This window comes from uncultured Faecalicoccus sp. (genome assembly GCF_944327125.1).
Lineage (GTDB): Bacteria > Bacillota_I > Bacilli_A > Erysipelotrichales > Erysipelotrichaceae > Faecalicoccus.
The window spans coordinates 26,320-41,483 of record NZ_CALVGO010000007.1; the positions used below are offsets into that span (position 1 = coordinate 26,320).

19 protein-coding genes and 1 tRNA gene are annotated in these 15,164 nt (G+C 44.5%); 12 read left to right on the forward strand and 8 right to left on the reverse strand.

What is annotated here, in order from left to right; translation table 11 throughout:
• Positions 1 to 3: 3 nt before the first annotated feature.
• From Q0K03_RS01855 to Q0K03_RS01865, 3 genes are all read left to right on the forward strand, one after another.
• Positions 4 to 885 (forward strand): Cof-type HAD-IIB family hydrolase, encoded by an 882-nt coding sequence (locus Q0K03_RS01855; RefSeq protein WP_297237139.1) that lies wholly within the window; start codon positions 4 to 6, stop codon positions 883 to 885.
• Positions 886 to 915: 30 nt separating this feature from the next.
• On the forward strand, positions 916 to 1,224 hold the full coding sequence (gene trxA, locus Q0K03_RS01860; RefSeq protein ID WP_297237141.1) for a thioredoxin: 309 nt from the start codon (positions 916 to 918) through the stop codon (positions 1,222 to 1,224).
• Positions 1,225 to 1,287: 63 nt separating this feature from the next.
• Positions 1,288 to 2,256 (forward strand): hypothetical protein, encoded by a 969-nt coding sequence (locus Q0K03_RS01865; protein ID WP_297237143.1) that lies wholly within the window; start codon positions 1,288 to 1,290, stop codon positions 2,254 to 2,256.
• A gap of 43 nt (positions 2,257 to 2,299) precedes the next feature.
• On the opposite strand, the gene Q0K03_RS01870 is transcribed toward Q0K03_RS01865, so the two are convergent.
• The 4 genes from Q0K03_RS01870 to Q0K03_RS01885 form a co-directional block, all read right to left on the reverse strand.
• Positions 2,300 to 2,376: transfer RNA gene (locus Q0K03_RS01870), tRNA-Pro, on the reverse strand.
• Positions 2,377 to 2,428: 52 nt separating this feature from the next.
• Complete coding sequence (locus Q0K03_RS01875) at positions 2,429 to 2,731, reverse strand: AzlD domain-containing protein (protein WP_297237145.1); 303 nt, start codon at positions 2,729 to 2,731, stop codon at positions 2,429 to 2,431.
• Positions 2,724 to 3,425 carry an AzlC family ABC transporter permease gene (locus Q0K03_RS01880; protein WP_297237147.1) on the reverse strand — a complete coding sequence of 234 codons (702 nt, stop codon included), beginning with the start codon at positions 3,423 to 3,425 and terminating at the stop codon, positions 2,724 to 2,726. The genes Q0K03_RS01875 and Q0K03_RS01880 overlap by 8 nt, the downstream gene beginning before the upstream one ends.
• A 29-nt stretch (positions 3,426 to 3,454) precedes the next feature.
• Positions 3,455 to 3,673, reverse strand: coding sequence for a cation transporter (locus Q0K03_RS01885; protein WP_297237149.1), 219 nt, complete (start codon positions 3,671 to 3,673; stop codon positions 3,455 to 3,457).
• 140 nt (positions 3,674 to 3,813) lie between these two features.
• On the opposite strand from Q0K03_RS01885, the gene aroB reads away from it, so the two are divergent.
• The 9 genes from aroB (at position 3,814) to Q0K03_RS01930 (ending at position 12,183) form a co-directional block, all read left to right on the forward strand.
• Positions 3,814 to 4,827 carry a 3-dehydroquinate synthase gene (gene aroB / locus Q0K03_RS01890; protein ID WP_297237151.1) on the forward strand — a complete coding sequence of 338 codons (1,014 nt, stop codon included), beginning with the start codon at positions 3,814 to 3,816 and terminating at the stop codon, positions 4,825 to 4,827.
• Entirely contained in the window at positions 4,817 to 5,932 is a 1,116-nt protein-coding gene (gene aroC, locus Q0K03_RS01895; RefSeq protein WP_297237153.1) for a chorismate synthase, read from the forward strand. The genes aroB and aroC overlap by 11 nt, the downstream gene beginning before the upstream one ends.
• The gene (gene aroA, locus Q0K03_RS01900; protein ID WP_297237155.1) at positions 5,922 to 7,190 is read left to right on the forward strand and encodes a 3-phosphoshikimate 1-carboxyvinyltransferase; all 1,269 of its coding nucleotides are present in this window, start codon (positions 5,922 to 5,924) and stop codon (positions 7,188 to 7,190) included. Before aroC ends, aroA begins: the two co-directional genes overlap by 11 nt.
• Positions 7,187 to 8,023 (forward strand): prephenate dehydrogenase, encoded by an 837-nt coding sequence (locus tag Q0K03_RS01905; RefSeq protein ID WP_297237157.1) that lies wholly within the window; start codon positions 7,187 to 7,189, stop codon positions 8,021 to 8,023. Before aroA ends, Q0K03_RS01905 begins: the two co-directional genes overlap by 4 nt.
• A gap of 2 nt (positions 8,024 to 8,025) precedes the next feature.
• Complete coding sequence (locus Q0K03_RS01910; protein WP_297237158.1) at positions 8,026 to 8,328, forward strand: TIGR04076 family protein; 303 nt, start codon at positions 8,026 to 8,028, stop codon at positions 8,326 to 8,328.
• Between the two features lie 2 nt (positions 8,329 to 8,330).
• Positions 8,331 to 8,843, forward strand: a complete 513-nt coding sequence (bilS, locus tag Q0K03_RS01915) for a flavodoxin family protein BilS (RefSeq protein ID WP_297237160.1) — start codon at positions 8,331 to 8,333, stop codon at positions 8,841 to 8,843.
• Positions 8,834 to 9,673 carry an NAD(P)-dependent oxidoreductase gene (locus tag Q0K03_RS01920; RefSeq protein WP_297237162.1) on the forward strand — a complete coding sequence of 280 codons (840 nt, stop codon included), beginning with the start codon at positions 8,834 to 8,836 and terminating at the stop codon, positions 9,671 to 9,673. The genes bilS and Q0K03_RS01920 overlap by 10 nt, the downstream gene beginning before the upstream one ends.
• A 116-nt stretch (positions 9,674 to 9,789) precedes the next feature.
• A complete protein-coding gene (ftsH, locus tag Q0K03_RS01925) occupies positions 9,790 to 11,646 on the forward strand; it encodes an ATP-dependent zinc metalloprotease FtsH (RefSeq protein WP_297237163.1) in 1,857 nt (618 codons plus the stop codon).
• An 87-nt stretch (positions 11,647 to 11,733) separates the two neighbouring features.
• Positions 11,734 to 12,183, forward strand: a complete 450-nt coding sequence (locus Q0K03_RS01930) for a helix-turn-helix transcriptional regulator (protein ID WP_297237165.1) — start codon at positions 11,734 to 11,736, stop codon at positions 12,181 to 12,183.
• 7 nt (positions 12,184 to 12,190) lie between these two features.
• Here Q0K03_RS01930 and hypE read toward each other — a convergent pair whose 3' ends face one another.
• The 4 genes from hypE to Q0K03_RS01950 all read right to left on the reverse strand — a co-directional run.
• On the reverse strand, positions 12,191 to 13,159 hold the full coding sequence (gene hypE, locus Q0K03_RS01935; protein ID WP_297237167.1) for a hydrogenase expression/formation protein HypE: 969 nt from the start codon (positions 13,157 to 13,159) through the stop codon (positions 12,191 to 12,193).
• A complete protein-coding gene (gene hypD, locus Q0K03_RS01940) occupies positions 13,156 to 14,184 on the reverse strand; it encodes a hydrogenase formation protein HypD (protein WP_297237169.1) in 1,029 nt (342 codons plus the stop codon). Before hypD ends, hypE begins: the two co-directional genes overlap by 4 nt.
• Positions 14,171 to 14,392, reverse strand: coding sequence for a HypC/HybG/HupF family hydrogenase formation chaperone (locus Q0K03_RS01945; protein ID WP_297237171.1), 222 nt, complete (start codon positions 14,390 to 14,392; stop codon positions 14,171 to 14,173). The genes hypD and Q0K03_RS01945 overlap by 14 nt, the downstream gene beginning before the upstream one ends.
• Positions 14,393 to 14,396: 4 nt before the next feature.
• The coding region (locus Q0K03_RS01950) for a hypothetical protein (protein ID WP_297237173.1) at positions 14,397 to 15,164 on the reverse strand (768 nt) is incomplete at its 5' end.

The following is a 15,164-nucleotide window of genomic DNA, read 5'->3' on the forward strand; positions in this document are numbered from 1 at the left end:
GTTATGACGATTAAGTGTTTAGCGTTTGATTTGGATGGAACGTTACTGACGGACCAAAAAGAGATCGACCCGCGAACTTTCGCATCCATTCAAAGGGCCATGAGACAAGGCCTGCATATTGTGATTGCCAGCGGGCGGGATAAAAACGGAACCGCATTCGTATATGAACCGTTGGGGTTGGAAAAGGGAAATCACTATTTGGCTTTAGTGAATGGACAGATCCTCTATGATTTTGAAAAGAAAGAATACGATCTGGACGATGTTCTTTTACCGGAGGATGGAAAAAAGATCCAACAAGTATGCCGAAAGTTTGATGTGGAAGGAATATTCTGCTGCGGGTATGATTTCTACAGTTATATATCGGAATCCAACCGGCAAAAAAAGCGCGAACGAGAAAAGAAGTATGGAAAACCGATGGACTACGGGCTGAAAAAGGGAGGACCGCATCGAAATTTTATTGACCTCCCTTATAAAGAAATCACTTTGACACAGGATATCAATAAAGTGATCCTGGTACACACGGCGCAGTTTTTTGAAGATCATCTTGAGGAGCTGAAAAAAGCGTTGAGCGATTACGATGTTCTTTTGATTGGTTCAGATTGGCTGGAGATCATGCCTAAAGGGGTATCGAAAGCCAGCGCATTAAGGAAGATCTGTCAGCGAGGCGGCTTTACCATGGATGAAGTCATGGCGTTTGGGGATGCTCAAAACGATATCGATATGATCAAAGACGCCGGCATTGGTGTTGCCATGGCCAATGCGATGGATGAAGTCAAAGCGGTTTCCCGTTATATTACCGATTCCAACAATGACAATGGCATTGGAAAGACGATCGATTTGATCCTGGCGGGCAAAGAATTGGACTTACGCGCAGGAAATCAGTAAGATAAAAATAAAGAAAGAGAGGACAGAAAAATGGAAATCATCAATGCACAACAATTTAATGAATACATGAAAGAAGATGCCGTATTGGTCGACTTTTTCGCAACGTGGTGCGGACCTTGTAAGATGCTGGGACCGGTATTGGAAAGTGTAGCGGATAAAATGAAAGACAAGGTCAAGATCGTTAAAGTGGATGTCGATCAAAGTCCGGATCTGGCACGTCAATTTGGAATCATGTCGGTGCCGACGATGATCTTGTTTAAGAAAGGACAGCAGGCTGCGGCTTTTTCTGGATATATGCCGGAAGCACAGCTGATTGCGACCTTGGAAAAATCATTATAAATTTCAGCGAGAAATCGCTGATTTTTTTTTATGGTTTTTCGTTTTTCCGTCGTATGTATATATATGAAGAACAAAAATACGAGATTGTTGGATACTTTGGAACAAAAACGAAACGCCTACGATGAATGTTGTAAGAAGATCTTACTGGATCCTCAAATCATGGCATATATCTTGAAGGAGTGCGTTAACGAGCTGAGTTGTTTTTCCCGAAAAGAAATTGAACATCTTCTTTGTACAAACATGGTGATCGGGAATACAGAAGACCTTACTGTGTCCGGGGCAAAAGTTTGTTTTGACATTTGTTTTCAGATCCCTGATAAAAATTTGATCATTGATCTGGAAGCACAGAGTAAAGACCCTTCTGCATATCCTCTTCTTTCCAGAGCCATATATTATGGAAATCGTTTATTGGATGGACAAATCGAAGAAAGATACGGGTCGTTTAGAAAAGTCTATTCGATATGGATCTTACTGGATCCGGCCAGAGATGGAGGAAATGTGATCAATGTTTATAGAGTGAACGAAAAAACAATGTTAAAGGAATATAAGGGGAACGAAGCGTATTATGATTTGGTTTGTATTGTTATGATCGGTGTTCCAAAAGAGAATGAGGAGCCAATGAATGAGCTGATGGGGTTATTGCAGGTGTTGTTTGTGAAAAATCAGGAGGTTGAATATATAAAAACGACACTCATACAAAAATATGGTATACTATTGACAAAGGAACTGGATCAGGAGGTGGATGCGATGTGTAACTGGAGTGAGGTAGTGTATCAAAATGCCATGCGAAAAGGAATGCAGGAGGGCATGCAGAAAGGAATGCAGAAAGGTATCCAGAAAGGAATGCAGGAAGGTATCCAGAAAGGCATCCAAAGAGGAATGGACAAAGGGATCCAAAAAGGAAATCGTGACAGCGCGCTCCTTCATACAAAAAAAATCATGGAAAGATTTTTGATCGGTCCGCAAGAGGCAATGGATGTGCTGGATATACAGGGACAATTGCGAGAAGATCTGTTGAAAGAGTTAGAATAATAAAATAACGAAGCTTTTGCTTCGTTATCGTTTTTTATAAAAATGGTCGGGACGACAGGATTTGAACCTGCGACCTCTTCGTCCCGAACGAAACGCACTACCAAGCTGTGCTACGTCCCGACAATTCGTTCTTATTTACTATAGCGCGATTCGATGATGAACACAAGAAAAATCAAAAGAACAAACTGGAAACAAAAACGAAAAAACTGGCTGCTAAGGCGACGGTCAACAAACTTTTTTCCCGATATGCCAGAATGATGGCCGCTATGCATCCGATACAGGAAGGAATCAGAGCGTTTCCAGAAGTAAAGATCGCTGGAAAAGTCATAGCGCCTAATACGGCATAGGGGACATAATAAAGAAAAGACTGTATAAACGGACTTTCTATCTTCTTTCGAAAAAACAGCATAGGGATGGCGCGTATTGCGTAGGTCACCAAAGCCATAATGATCATGTATCCAGTAAGTCTAGTCATGGGCTTTCTCCTTTTTGACAGGAAAGAGCCATGCCCCCAGGCTGGCGGCAACCAGGGTGCATAGAATGATCACAAAGCCTTGCCCGATAAAAGAAAACCACTGGAGCAAGCAGCTTAAAAAGGCAGCAATCATACATACCCAGAGAATGGGTCTGGACTTTTTTGAAGGCGGGATAATAATGGCCAGAAACATACCATAGATCATAATGCCCAGGGCATCGCTCACCCGGGAAGGCAAAATCGAACTGGTAATGCCGCCCAGCAGGGTTCCTGCAGTCCAGCCTAAAATAGGAAGGATCATCAGTGCCGTCATGTACTGAAAACCAACCCCGTTGTATCGGCTGGAAGCCACCGCAAAGATCTCGTCTGTGATACCAAAGGATACCACGGCGCGCTGAGGAAGATTCATTTTTTCATCGGCTTTCTGCGACAATGATAAAGACATGAGAAAATAGCGCAGATTGATCACAAACTGCGTCAGTGCCATTTCTATCATAGAGCCTGCTGAGGCGATGATCCCCAGGGCCGCAAATTGTCCAGCGCTGGTCAGGTTGGTCAAAGAAATCAAACCGGCAGCCCACAATGGAATGCCCTGTGAGGAAGCCATCATGCCAAATGTGAAAGACACGGATAAATATCCCAAAGCGATAGGAATGCCATCTTTGATTCCTTGCCGAAAACTATTTTGTATCAAAAAATCACCAAAAAGATTATATCCTTTTTTTACAAAAATATCTCGCAGTCGGATTCAACTTTTTTACAATTTTTCTCAACGTTTTTCATGACTTCTTTGATGTCGGCTCCTTCTTCGAATTCAACGATCATCTTCAGTGTCATAAAATTGACAACGGCTTTTTGAACACCGTTTGTTTTATTGGCAGCTTCTTCCATTTTGTTGGCGCAGTTTGCGCAGTCTACATCGATCTTATATGTTTTTTTCATAGAACCTCCTATAATTGTTTGATTGAACAACTGTTTAATTATACTTTATCAGAATTTAGATAGAATTCAAGCTTTTTCTCAGATACGATTCATTATTATATTTTTCGTATTCGTGCTATCATAATTCCGAGGTGTTGTTTATGAAAATCATCGTCGATCTTAAGGAAAAATCTTATCCGATCCTGATAGAAAAAGGGGCGTTGGACCATATAGATTCAATCATTGATACCCAAAGAAAGCTGGCCCTCATCGTGGATGACGGGGTGCCTGAAAAATATGTGGAAACGATTCGAAGACAGTGTCCAGATAACTTTATGGTCTATTTTCCGCAAGGAGAATCCGCAAAATGTTTTGACCAGTATAAGCGCCTTCTAGAAGAGTGCATCAGGCATGATATGACACGCAAGGATGCAATCGTTGCGGTGGGAGGCGGTGTAGCCGGGGATCTTTCAGGCTTTGTCGCTGCCAGCTATATGCGCGGAATTGATTTTTATAATATCCCTACGACTTTTCTTTCTCAAGTGGACTCCAGCGTAGGCGGAAAGGTTGCGATTGATTTAGACTCTTATAAAAACATTGTCGGTGCCTTTCATCAGCCTAAGGCGGTTTTGATCGATCCGACTGTGTTAGAAGATCTTTCTGTACGCCAGCTTCATAACGGTATGGTTGAATCCTTGAAAATGGGATTGATCCAGGATGAAGCACTTGTTTCACTCTTTGAAAAAGAAAATTTGGATCATACCAGGATCATAGAACGTTCGATAGAGATCAAAAGACAGGTCGTAGAAAAAGATGAAAAAGAGAGCGGCCTTAGAAAGATATTGAATTTTGGGCACACGATTGGCCATGCCATTGAAAGTGCTTATGGACTGGATACTTACCTTCATGGGGAATGTGTGGCCATGGGAATGTTGTTCTTTATCGAAGATGAGGCTTTAAAAAAGCGGGTCTTAAACATCTATAAACGATTGAACCTGCCTGAGATTCCGCATTATGATGTGGATACATTGATGTCTTACATTCGTCACGACAAAAAGAGCAGCACAGACTCGGTTACGATCGTGAAAGTCAAACACGCCGGATCTTTTGAATTGGAAGAAATGACCTTTGATCAAATTCGGAACGTTTTGGAAAGGGGCCCTTATGCAGAATAGTATTGGAACAAATCTCACAATGACCATTTTTGGGGAAAGTCATGGTCCTTATATTGGTGCCGTGCTGGATGGCTTGCCTAGCGGGATCCTGATTGATATGGATTTCTTGTATCGTGATATGGAAAAACGGAAAGCTTCTGGGAATATCTCTACCCAGCGGCATGAAGACGACCTTCCGGAAATCGTTTCCGGACTCTTCAACGGATATACAACTGGTACACCGCTGACGATCTTGATCAAGAACAAGGATCCGCATTCCAAAGATTATGAAAAGATTCGCGGACGCCTGCGGCCCGGCCACGCCGATTATACCGCTTTTGAAAGATATTCCGGCTTTCAGGATTATCGCGGGGGCGGACATTTCTCGGGAAGATTAACGGCCTGCATCACGGCGGCCGGCAGTATATGTAAACAGATCTTATATGCCAAAGGGGTGCTTGTAGGCTCCCATATGGAACAAGTACATGATGTGTATGATGAAAAATTCAGCGACGATCTTCACATCCTTCATCAACAAATCCAAAAGATGAATCAAAGTACTTTTCCGATGTTGGATGAATCAAAGGCACAGGAGGCAAGAAAACGGATTGTATCCGCAAAAGAAGAAGGCGATTCTGTAGGGGGTATTCTTGAGACTGCCATCACAGGATTTCCCGCCGGGATCGGCGATCCTATTTTTGGCTCTTTGGAAAGCCTTTTGTCCTCGCTTTTATATGCCGTTCCGGCTGTAAAAGGCGTGAGCTTTGGCTTGGGATTTGATTTTGCGAACCAGAAAGGATCAACGGCCAACGATGAATTCTATTATGATCAAACACTCTGTACCAGAACCAATCATAATGCGGGTATCAATGGCGGAATCTCCAACGGGATGCCGATCCTGATCCATACGTGTGTCAAACCGACGCCTTCGATCTATAAAGAACAGCGATCCGTGGATTATATGACCAAAGAAAATGTTACTTTACAGATTGAAGGACGTCATGATCCATGTATTCTTCATCGGGCCCGTATCGTTGTGGACAATATTGTCAGCTTTGGTTTACTGGATGCGTGGATGAGCAAAGTTGGACGTGACTATTTTACAGGTGAACGGCATGAAAGTTAGAGTACGCCCTTCAAAAGTAGCGGGAAACATTTCCATTCCCAGCAGCAAGTCCATGGCGCACCGCGCTTTGATCTGTGCGTCTCTGGCCCAAGGAGAGAGCTTTCTTTACGGCATTACGCCTTCCAAAGATATTGAAGCGACCATAGCGTGTATGACTTCTTTAGGCGCTGAGATCACCGAAGAAAAAGAGGGATATCGCATAAAGGGAACCGATTTAAAATTAGAAGGACAAACTCCGGTTTTAGATTGTCATGAATCGGGATCCACCTTGCGTTTTTTGATTCCGATCGCATCCCTGACGCATCAAAAAATCATCTTCAAAGGACAGGGACGGCTGATGGAAAGACCCATGGATGTTTATTCGGACTTGTTTTGGAAACAAGGACTGTTTTTTAAACAAGATCAGGAAAAAATCGAGATCCAGGGTTCGATCCAGGCGGGCAAGATCCTCCTTGCCGGCGATGTTTCTTCTCAGTTTATCAGCGGTCTTCTTTTTGCCCTTCCTTTGTTGAAAAAAGACAGTACTCTGGAGATCGTACCGCCTTATGAATCAAGAAGTTATGTGGATCTAACGATACAGATGCTGAAGAAATTCGGCATTGTGATCCATACCCTGGATGAATATCATTATCATATTCCTGGCAGCCAGTCTTATCAGGCGGGGAATGTGCAGGTTGAAGGCGATTATTCCCAAATGGCATTTTTTGGCGTATTGGCTGCCATTCAGGGAAAACTTTCTTTATTCAACATGGATCCTATATCTTTACAGGGGGATAAGGAGATCTTATCGTTCTTAAAGAAGGCCGGCGCTTTGGTATCGGTGCATAATGATCGGGTGGACGTGGTGAAAAACCATCTCAAGGCCCAGGAAATCGATCTTTCCAATTGTCCCGATCTTGGTCCGATCTTATGTGTTTTGGCTTCTTATTGCCTGGGGACGACCCATTTTTGGCATGCCGGCCGTTTGCGAATCAAAGAAAGCGACCGTGTTGAAGCGATGGAAACCGAATTGAAAAAGTGGGGCGTGCCGATTTCTTCCACTTTTGATTCGATCACCATCACCGGGAAAAAGAGTTATGAAAAGAGTCCGATAACGATCAATGGTCATAATGACCATCGTATTGTGATGGCGATGACCGTGTTTGGCTTATGCGCCCAGGCTGAAAGTATCATTGAAGATGCGCAGGCCATCACAAAGAGCTATCCGACATTCTTTGAGGATGTTCTTTCGATAGGTGGAAAGGTGGAGATATTGTGAAAACGATAGGAATCGTAGGTTTGGGGGTCATGGGAGCCAGCTTTGCCAAACGCTTGTCGCAAAAAGGCTATGCGGTATATGGATTTGAAGTTTCACAGAAAGTACTGGATCTGGCCTTGGCTAAGCAAATCATCACAAAAGGAACAACAGAACCCAGGGAGCTCTTATGGGAATGTGACGAAATCATTCTGGCTCTGTATCCTACACAGATCTTGCCATGGGTAAAGGAAAATCAGAAATACTTTCGACCGCAGACCCTTTTAATGGATATCAGCGGTGTGAAGTCCAATATCATTCTTCCTGTTCAGGAAATCCTTCGAAACGATGTGGAACTCATCAGTATTCACCCGATGTGCGGAAGAGAATCCCGGGGAATCGAATTCAGCGATGAAACGATCTTTGACGGAGCCAATTATATTGTTGTACCGACTTCGAGAAATTCCAAAGAAGCCATTCAGACTGCCAGAGAATTGGGAAGTGTCCTGGGAGTCAAACGAATCAATGAGCTGAGTATAGAAGAACACGATCGAATGATTGGTTTTCTGTCTCAGCTGACGCATGTGATTGCCGTCAGTTTGATGAATACTCACGAGAACAGTCATCTTGTGGAATATACGGGAGACAGTTTTCGAGATCTGACAAGGATCGCTTCCATCAATGAAGATCTCTGGAGCGAATTGTTTGTTTTAAATAAGGATATTCTTCTGGAGGAGATCGATCAGTTCATGGAGGCCGTATCGCATTTTAAAACGGCGTTGAAACAAGAAGATACAGAGGAAATGAAGCGCTTGTTTATTCAGTCGACCCAGCGAAGAGAGCGTTTTAATCAATAATTATGAAAAAAGTACGAATCACAGCTCTTCGGCAGACGGTCTATGCCGATTTGATCGAAAAATATGAAAATCCGCTCTTGCATGCCTGTTTCATTCAGGAAGGGCAGACATGGATCAGTCAGGATGCTTGTTGTCCTTCAGGGTTTTGCGAAAGCGCCTGGATGAACCTCTATCCCTATGTGCTGGCTCTGGCTTCAGGGGCAAAAGACTTGCACGATGGATGGATGAAAGATCCTAAAAGCGCAATGATCAGCTGCAACGACGGATTCAGACCATTTTCTTTCTATTTAGAAACGGTGGAGTAAGTATGAAAATCAGTATTGTTTATGACAGTGTAACAGGAAACACGAAGAAAATCGCAGAAGCGATATATGAAGTTTTAAAAGAAGAGACGATATCCTTTGGAAAAGACTATGACGAACAGGCCGATCTTTATTTCATCGGCTCCTGGACGGACAAAGGAAACTGTTCAGAGAAGATCCAGGACGTTTTAAAAAAAGTCCAGGGGAAAAAGATCGCATATTTTGGTACTTGCGGATTTGGCGGATCGTTAAATTATTACGAAGCTTTATATCAAAGAGCGGCTTCTTTTATCGATTCATCAAATACCGTCATCGGTCACTTTTATTGTCCAGGACAGATGCCGGAGGCGGTAAAGACGCGTTATGAATCGTTATTAAAGGCCCATCCGGAAGATCAAAAGCTGCAGGTCAGTTTAGAGAATTTTGAACAAGTCAAAGGGCATCCAGATCTTAAAGATATGCAGGATGCCAGGACATGGGCATTGAAAATGAAAGAGGAGGCTTTACGATGCGAATAGGTTGGATTGGTGCAGGAATCATGGGAAATCCCATGGTATCTCATTTGATGAAACACGGATATACGATGCATGTATACGCCAGACATCCAGAAAAAGTACAGAATCTGATCGATGAAGGAGCCGTTTTAGAAACCGATATTCCTTCACTGGTCCATCATTGCGATGTGATCTGTACCATGGTGGGTTTTGTCAGCGATGTTCAGGAGGTTTATGAAAAAATATTGGAGGCCATTGAACCGCACAAGATCTGTATTGATTTCACGACGTCAGACGTTCAGCTGGCCATGGATCTGCATGAAAAAGGAAAAGAAAAACAAGTAGAAGTTTTGGATGCTCCGGTGACCGGAGGCGACACAGGGGCCAGACAAGGAACGCTGACCGTTTTGGTGGGAGGTTCCAAAGAGGTGTTTGATTCTCTTCAAGGTGTGTTTAACGCATTTGGAAAGAACGTTTACTATTGCGGCCAGGCAGGAGCCGGTCAAAAAGTAAAGATTGCCAATCAGATCATGATCGCCAATACACTTCAGGGGATCTGTGAGGCCATGAGCTATTTGAAAGGACAGGATCTGGATCCGGATCTTGTGAACCAGTATTTAAAGGAAGGCGCTGCGGGTTCCAAACAGCTGGAGATCAATGGCGCCAAGATGGTTTTAGAAGATTTTGAACCTGGCTTTTATATCAAACATTTTGTCAAGGATCTGAAGATCGCCTTAAGTCAGGACAAGGTGAAACTGGCCGGAGTGGAAAGAGTGATCTCTGAATATATCGATTTAATGGACAAAGGCTACGGGGACAAGGGCACGCAGGCTCTGATCAAATTTTTTGAATAAAACCGCAAAGGCGGTTTTTTTTCTTTGAAAGTATGTGAAATTATAGAATTGTTAGCACAGTTATTGACAGAGTGCTAAAAACAGTTATAATGCCCTGTATAAACAGGGGGTATTGTATGAATCAGAAACCAAAAAAATCACTTTATCGATATTATATGATCATTATCGCAGTGATCCTGTGTTTGAATTTTATTGTTGCACCTTTGATACGCTCCAGCCGCATTGAGACCACGGCCTATTCAGATTTTCTGGATGCGATCGAAGAAAAACAGGTGGAAAATGTACAAATTGAAAACCAGGAGGTCTTCTATACGTTAAAAGAGGACAATAAAACATACGAAACGGGATTGATGAACGATCCCGATCTGGTGAATCGTCTTGAAGATGCCCAGGCGACATTTACCCAGGTCGTTTCGGATACGGTCAATCCGTTCGTGTATTATCTTCTGACCTTGCTTCTTCCGCTGATCGTTTTTTTCTGGCTGGGAAGAAGAACTTTCAAAAAGATTCAGGATAAGACCGGCAATGAAAGCATGTCGTTTGGACAGTCCGGCTTTGGTTTTGGCAATCTGGGAAAATCCAACGTGAAGGTCTATGAGGGAAACAAGACCGGCACAACGTTTAAGGATGTTGCCGGGCAAAATGAGGCCAAAGAAAGCTTGAAAGAGATCGTAGATTTCTTAAACGATCCTCAGAAATATAAATCCATTGGAGCCCGCATGCCCAAAGGGGCCCTTCTGGTGGGGCCTCCAGGGACAGGAAAAACATTATTGGCCAAAGCGGTTGCCGGAGAAGCCGGCGTTCCTTTCTTTTCCATTTCCGGTTCGGAATTTGTCGAAATGTTTGTCGGCCGCGGGGCTGCCAAAGTGCGTGATCTTTTTAAACAGGCTCGAGAAAAAGCACCTTGTATCGTATTTATCGATGAGATCGATACGATTGGTAAAAAGCGGGATGGCGCCGGATTGACAGGTAACGACGAAAGAGAGCAGACCTTGAACCAGCTGTTGGCTGAAATGGATGGATTTGACGGATCGGATGGTGTTGTTTTACTGGCGGCAACCAATCGTCCGGAGACCTTGGACCCGGCTTTGACAAGACCCGGCCGTTTTGACCGTCAGATTCCTGTGGAGCTCCCGGATCTTACCGGACGGGAAGCCATCCTCCGTCTTCATGCGAAAAAGGTGAAATGTTCCCCGGAAATTGATTTCAATATGGTCGCAAGAGCCAGTGCCGGTGCCAGCGGAGCCGATTTGGCCAATATGGTCAATGAGGCCGCTTTAAGAGCGGTTCGTGACGGTCGAAAGTCAGTGGTTCAAAAAGATTTGGAAGAAGCCATTGAGGTTGTGATTGCCGGAGAGCAGAAAAAAGGGACCACGATCTCCAATAAGGAAAGAATGATCGTCGCTTATCATGAAATTGGACATGCACTGGTGGCGGCCAAATGCCAGAACACGGCACCGGTTCATAAAATAACGATCATTCCCCGCACCAAAGGGGCCTTAGGGTATACGATGCAGGTGGAACAGGATGAACAGTATCTCATCTCCAAAGAAGATGCCTATCATCGGCTGATGATCTATACAGGTGGCCGCTGTGCGGAAGAACTGATTTTCAATACGATAACAACAGGTGCCTCTAACGATATCGAACAGGCCACTAAACTGGCCAGAGGAATGATCACACGCTATGGCATGAGTGAAAATTTTGGCATGATGGCCCTGGAAACGGTCAACAATGCCTATCTTGGCGGGGATACCAGCCTTCAATGTTCAAACGATACCGCCGCAAAAATCGATGATGAAGTCATCAGCCTGATCAAAAAAGCCCATGATGAAGCGTACCAGATCTTGTCAGAGAACAAGATGAAGCTCCATGAACTGGCCAAGTATCTGTATGAAAAGGAGACCATTACCGGCGAAGAGTTTATGGAGATCTTGAATCGTCCGGCTTGTTTGCCCGATGTGAAATCATGATTTGTTCGCTTTTCGGGCAAAAGTGTACACGGTGAGAACTAGACGTTTAAAAAGACATCTTCTACAATATTCTTAAGGAGGATAAAAATGGATCTGGGAAAAAATTTATCGGCGGCAAGAAAGAAAAAGGGGATGTCGCAGGAGGAAGTGGCAGAACATCTGGGAATCAGCCGGCAGACGGTTTCAAAATGGGAAACCAATGAAACTTTGCCCGATGTTTTTCAGGCAAACAAACTGGCAAAACTGTATGATATGTCACTGGATAAACTGATGGAATACGATGTGCAGATAGAAGCGATCGAAAAGGCAATCCAGAACACGAGTGAAGAAACCACCAAGAAAGTCGACTGGACAAAGATGTGGGCCCAAAAATATCCGGTTCTGGCAACGTATCCGGAAAAAGTGGATTGCGCATATTATGCCCGTGAACTTCGAAATCTAATCCATACGCTTCAAAAAGAGTATGATTATAATGAGCTGGATGCGATGTTGGTGCTCAAAGATATTCTGGGAAAAACATGGAATAAAAAAAGTTAGGCAAGGCCTAACAAATTCTTGGCAAGGGTCTTCCGGTCAATTTGTGTAATTGACGGAGGGCCCCTATTTTTGTCCTTAAATAGAGTTTTTTAGGATGATCCTTTGTGATCCTTCCGATGATGCGTGCCTCTTTTCCTAAGGCGGAACAAAGATCGGCAGCTTCCTTTTGATCGACGATGCACAACATCCGTCCTTCACAGGCAAGATACAGGGGATCCAATCCCAGGATGGAACACAGTGTTTCGACGTCTTTATCAACAGGCAAGGCATCTTCCCACAATTCCATGCCAAAATCCGATCTTTCGATCAATTCGATACAAGTAGTGGCAACGCCTCCGCGGGTAGGATCGCGCAGGATCCGAAGTCCTTCACAGGCAAAGGCCTGAAACGCTTTCTCTTTTAAAAGGGCACAGTCCGAGTGTAATTCGCCTTGAATGCGGATGTCTTCACGGGCCATAAAAACACTGGCTCCATGCCGGCCCATGCTTCCCGACAAGATCACAGCATCGTTTTCCTGGTACTGATATCCGGTCTTTTTTTTCAAAAAACCAATACCGGATGTGTTGATAAAGATCTGGTTTCCTTTTTGTCTTTCTATGACCTTAGTATCTCCGGTCACTAAGGAAACACCGGCCTGAGCGCAAACGGTTGACAGGGACTGCAGGATCTGTTTTAGGTCTTCGATATCAAAGCCTTCTTCAAGGATCAAAGCGCAAGAAAGGTATTTTGGATCGCCGCCGGCCATGCAGATGTCATTGATAGTGCCGCAGGCGGCCAGTTTACCGATATCGCCGCCAGGAAATTTCCAGGGATCGACGATAAAACTATCGGTAGAAAACACTAGCTGGTCATTGAGAACGGCACCATCCTTGAGTTCTTTTAAAGCGGGATCCTCAAAACTGGGAATGATCAGTTCATCGATCAAATCGGAAGTCAGCTGTCCGCCGCTTCCATGATCCAGGGTGATTTTTTTCATAGTGTTTCCTCCTCATAATAATAGCTGGCTGCACAGGCACCTTCGCTGGAAACCATACAGGGGCCAACGGGGTGATAGGGGGTGCAGCTTTTATGGAACAAAGGACATTGGTGCGGTGACAAAGTACCGCAAAGGATATCGGCACATCGGCATCCGGCGGGTTCTTTATTGGTCATCTTTTCAAGATCAAAATGTTTCCAGGCATCCCAGGCTTCGTATTCTTTTCGAATCTGAAGTCCGCTTTGTTTCAGAAGGCCAAGCCCTCTCCAAAGTGAATCTCTGGATTCAAAAACTTCTTCGATCAAAGACAGGGCAGCCGGGTTTCCCTTTTTTTTGACGGCCCGGGTGTAAGTATTCTCAAGCTTTGGGGTCTTTTTGTCGATCATCTGGATCAGTTTTTCAATGGAAATCAGAAGGTCCTCTTCTTCAAACCCGCAGATCACGCCAGGCTTGTGATATGTTTTGGGAAGAAAGGAAAAACTGGTTTCGCCCAAGATCACGGCCACATGCCCGGGGCAAAGAAATCCGTCGATCTGGGTATCGGGCGCCTCTAAAACTGCCTCCATGGCAGGCTGGGTTCTTTTCAGAGCGCTTAGAAAATAAAAGTTTTGAAGCTTTTGTTTCTTTGCCTCTTTGATACAGAGGGCACTTCCCGGGGCGGTGGTTTCAAATCCGACTCCTAAAAAAAGGATGTCTTTTGAAGGATTCTTTTTGGCGATCTCCAGGGCTTCCATACACGAAAGACAAATGCGGACGTTGGCATACTCATGCAGACTTTGGCCCTGACTTCCCGGTACCTTCAACATATCGCCATAACTGCACAGGATCTTATTGGGATCTTCTGCCAGCTTACATGCGGTATCGATATAGGAAGAAGGGGTAACGCAGACAGGGCATCCGGGGCCGGAGATCAATTGTACATTGTCCGGCAGCAGGGATTTGATTCCGGATCGCGCAATGGCCATGGTATGGGTGCCGCAGACTTCCATGATCTTAATGGGACGGTTTGGCTTACTGAATCTCATCGAAGATCTCCTGATAAATCGATCGGGTCTTTTGGGCTTCACCGGCATCGATGATCTCAATCGCAAAGCCGGCATGAACCAAGACTTCATCACCAACTTTGACGCCGGGCACAAAATCAATGCGGATCTCCTGAGAGAGCCCGTTGGCCTGAACAAGGGCCTTATTTTGATCGATCTTTTGTACTGTCAATGGAATCGCAAGACACATCGTATCACTTCCTTCTTTTATGGGCGATGGCAAGCTGCCCTAAGGCAATGCCTTCATCGTTACAGCTGACTTCCCGGTGCCAGAAAACAGGGTAATGCAGCTGCATCAATTTTTCAATCAAACCATGGAGTATCGTCATATTTTGAAAACAGCCGCCGCTGAGCACAACAGGCTTCTTTTCTGGATTCAAAGTTTTTACCTGATCGATGGCCATCTCTATCAGGGTATTCATCATCTTTTTGGCCTGGATCGAAGGTTGTTCGGCTTCTGTCAAAGCCATAAGGATCATTTCTTTCCAGTCAAAATAACGGATCCCGTTTTGAATATAAAACGAGTAAGGATATGTTTTATCGGTTTGTGCTGCCATGTTTTCCAGACTGACAGGGGCCTCTCCTTCGTAGCGCCGTTTGGTCTTTGATGTGATCAAAGAGTAGAAACCATCAAAGAGTCTTCCCATGCTTGTGCAGGACAGGCTGTGAGGCATACCGATCGTTTTAAGAAGTTCCTGTTTTTCTTTTTCAAAAAGTAAGATTTCCTGACCGGCTTCCAGGCTTAACGCAAGGCCGATGCGGCCGATCTCTACGATGGCCTTTTCGTTTCCTATCAAAGGAATCGGGCGAATGGAACCCATACGGCGAAAGTCTTTTCGATCGCCCATGAGAAATTCACCGCCCCAGAGAGAACCGTCCTCTCCATATCCGGTTCCATCCCATATAATACCGAAGCACTCTTCATCCAGATCGTTTTCGAACATGCAGGAGGCCATATGGGC

Bases quoted from the DNA above. Each gene is read 5' to 3' on its own strand.
- Q0K03_RS01920 (WP_297237162.1), top strand. From the start codon at position 8,834: ATGCGAATAGGTTGGATTGGTGCAGGAATCATGGGAAATCCCATGGTA.
- Q0K03_RS01910 (WP_297237158.1), top strand. From the start codon at position 8,026: ATGAAAAAAGTACGAATCACAGCTCTTCGGCAGACGGTCTATGCCGAT.
- hypD (WP_297237169.1), bottom strand. From the start codon at position 14,184: ATGAGATTCAGTAAGCCAAACCGTCCCATTAAGATCATGGAAGTCTGC.
- trxA (WP_297237141.1), top strand. From the start codon at position 916: ATGGAAATCATCAATGCACAACAATTTAATGAATACATGAAAGAAGAT.
- bilS (WP_297237160.1), top strand. From the start codon at position 8,331: ATGAAAATCAGTATTGTTTATGACAGTGTAACAGGAAACACGAAGAAA.
- hypE (WP_297237167.1), bottom strand. From the start codon at position 13,159: ATGAAAAAAATCACCCTGGATCATGGAAGCGGCGGACAGCTGACTTCC.
- Q0K03_RS01865 (WP_297237143.1), top strand. From the start codon at position 1,288: ATGAAGAACAAAAATACGAGATTGTTGGATACTTTGGAACAAAAACGA.
- aroC (WP_297237153.1), top strand. From the start codon at position 4,817: ATGCAGAATAGTATTGGAACAAATCTCACAATGACCATTTTTGGGGAA.
- Q0K03_RS01930 (WP_297237165.1), top strand. From the start codon at position 11,734: ATGGATCTGGGAAAAAATTTATCGGCGGCAAGAAAGAAAAAGGGGATG.
- Q0K03_RS01855 (WP_297237139.1), top strand. From the start codon at position 4: ATGACGATTAAGTGTTTAGCGTTTGATTTGGATGGAACGTTACTGACG.
- ftsH (WP_297237163.1), top strand. From the start codon at position 9,790: ATGAATCAGAAACCAAAAAAATCACTTTATCGATATTATATGATCATT.
- aroA (WP_297237155.1), top strand. From the start codon at position 5,922: ATGAAAGTTAGAGTACGCCCTTCAAAAGTAGCGGGAAACATTTCCATT.
- Q0K03_RS01885 (WP_297237149.1), bottom strand. From the start codon at position 3,673: ATGAAAAAAACATATAAGATCGATGTAGACTGCGCAAACTGCGCCAAC.
- Q0K03_RS01875 (WP_297237145.1), bottom strand. From the start codon at position 2,731: ATGACTAGACTTACTGGATACATGATCATTATGGCTTTGGTGACCTAC.
- Q0K03_RS01945 (WP_297237171.1), bottom strand. From the start codon at position 14,392: ATGTGTCTTGCGATTCCATTGACAGTACAAAAGATCGATCAAAATAAG.
- aroB (WP_297237151.1), top strand. From the start codon at position 3,814: ATGAAAATCATCGTCGATCTTAAGGAAAAATCTTATCCGATCCTGATA.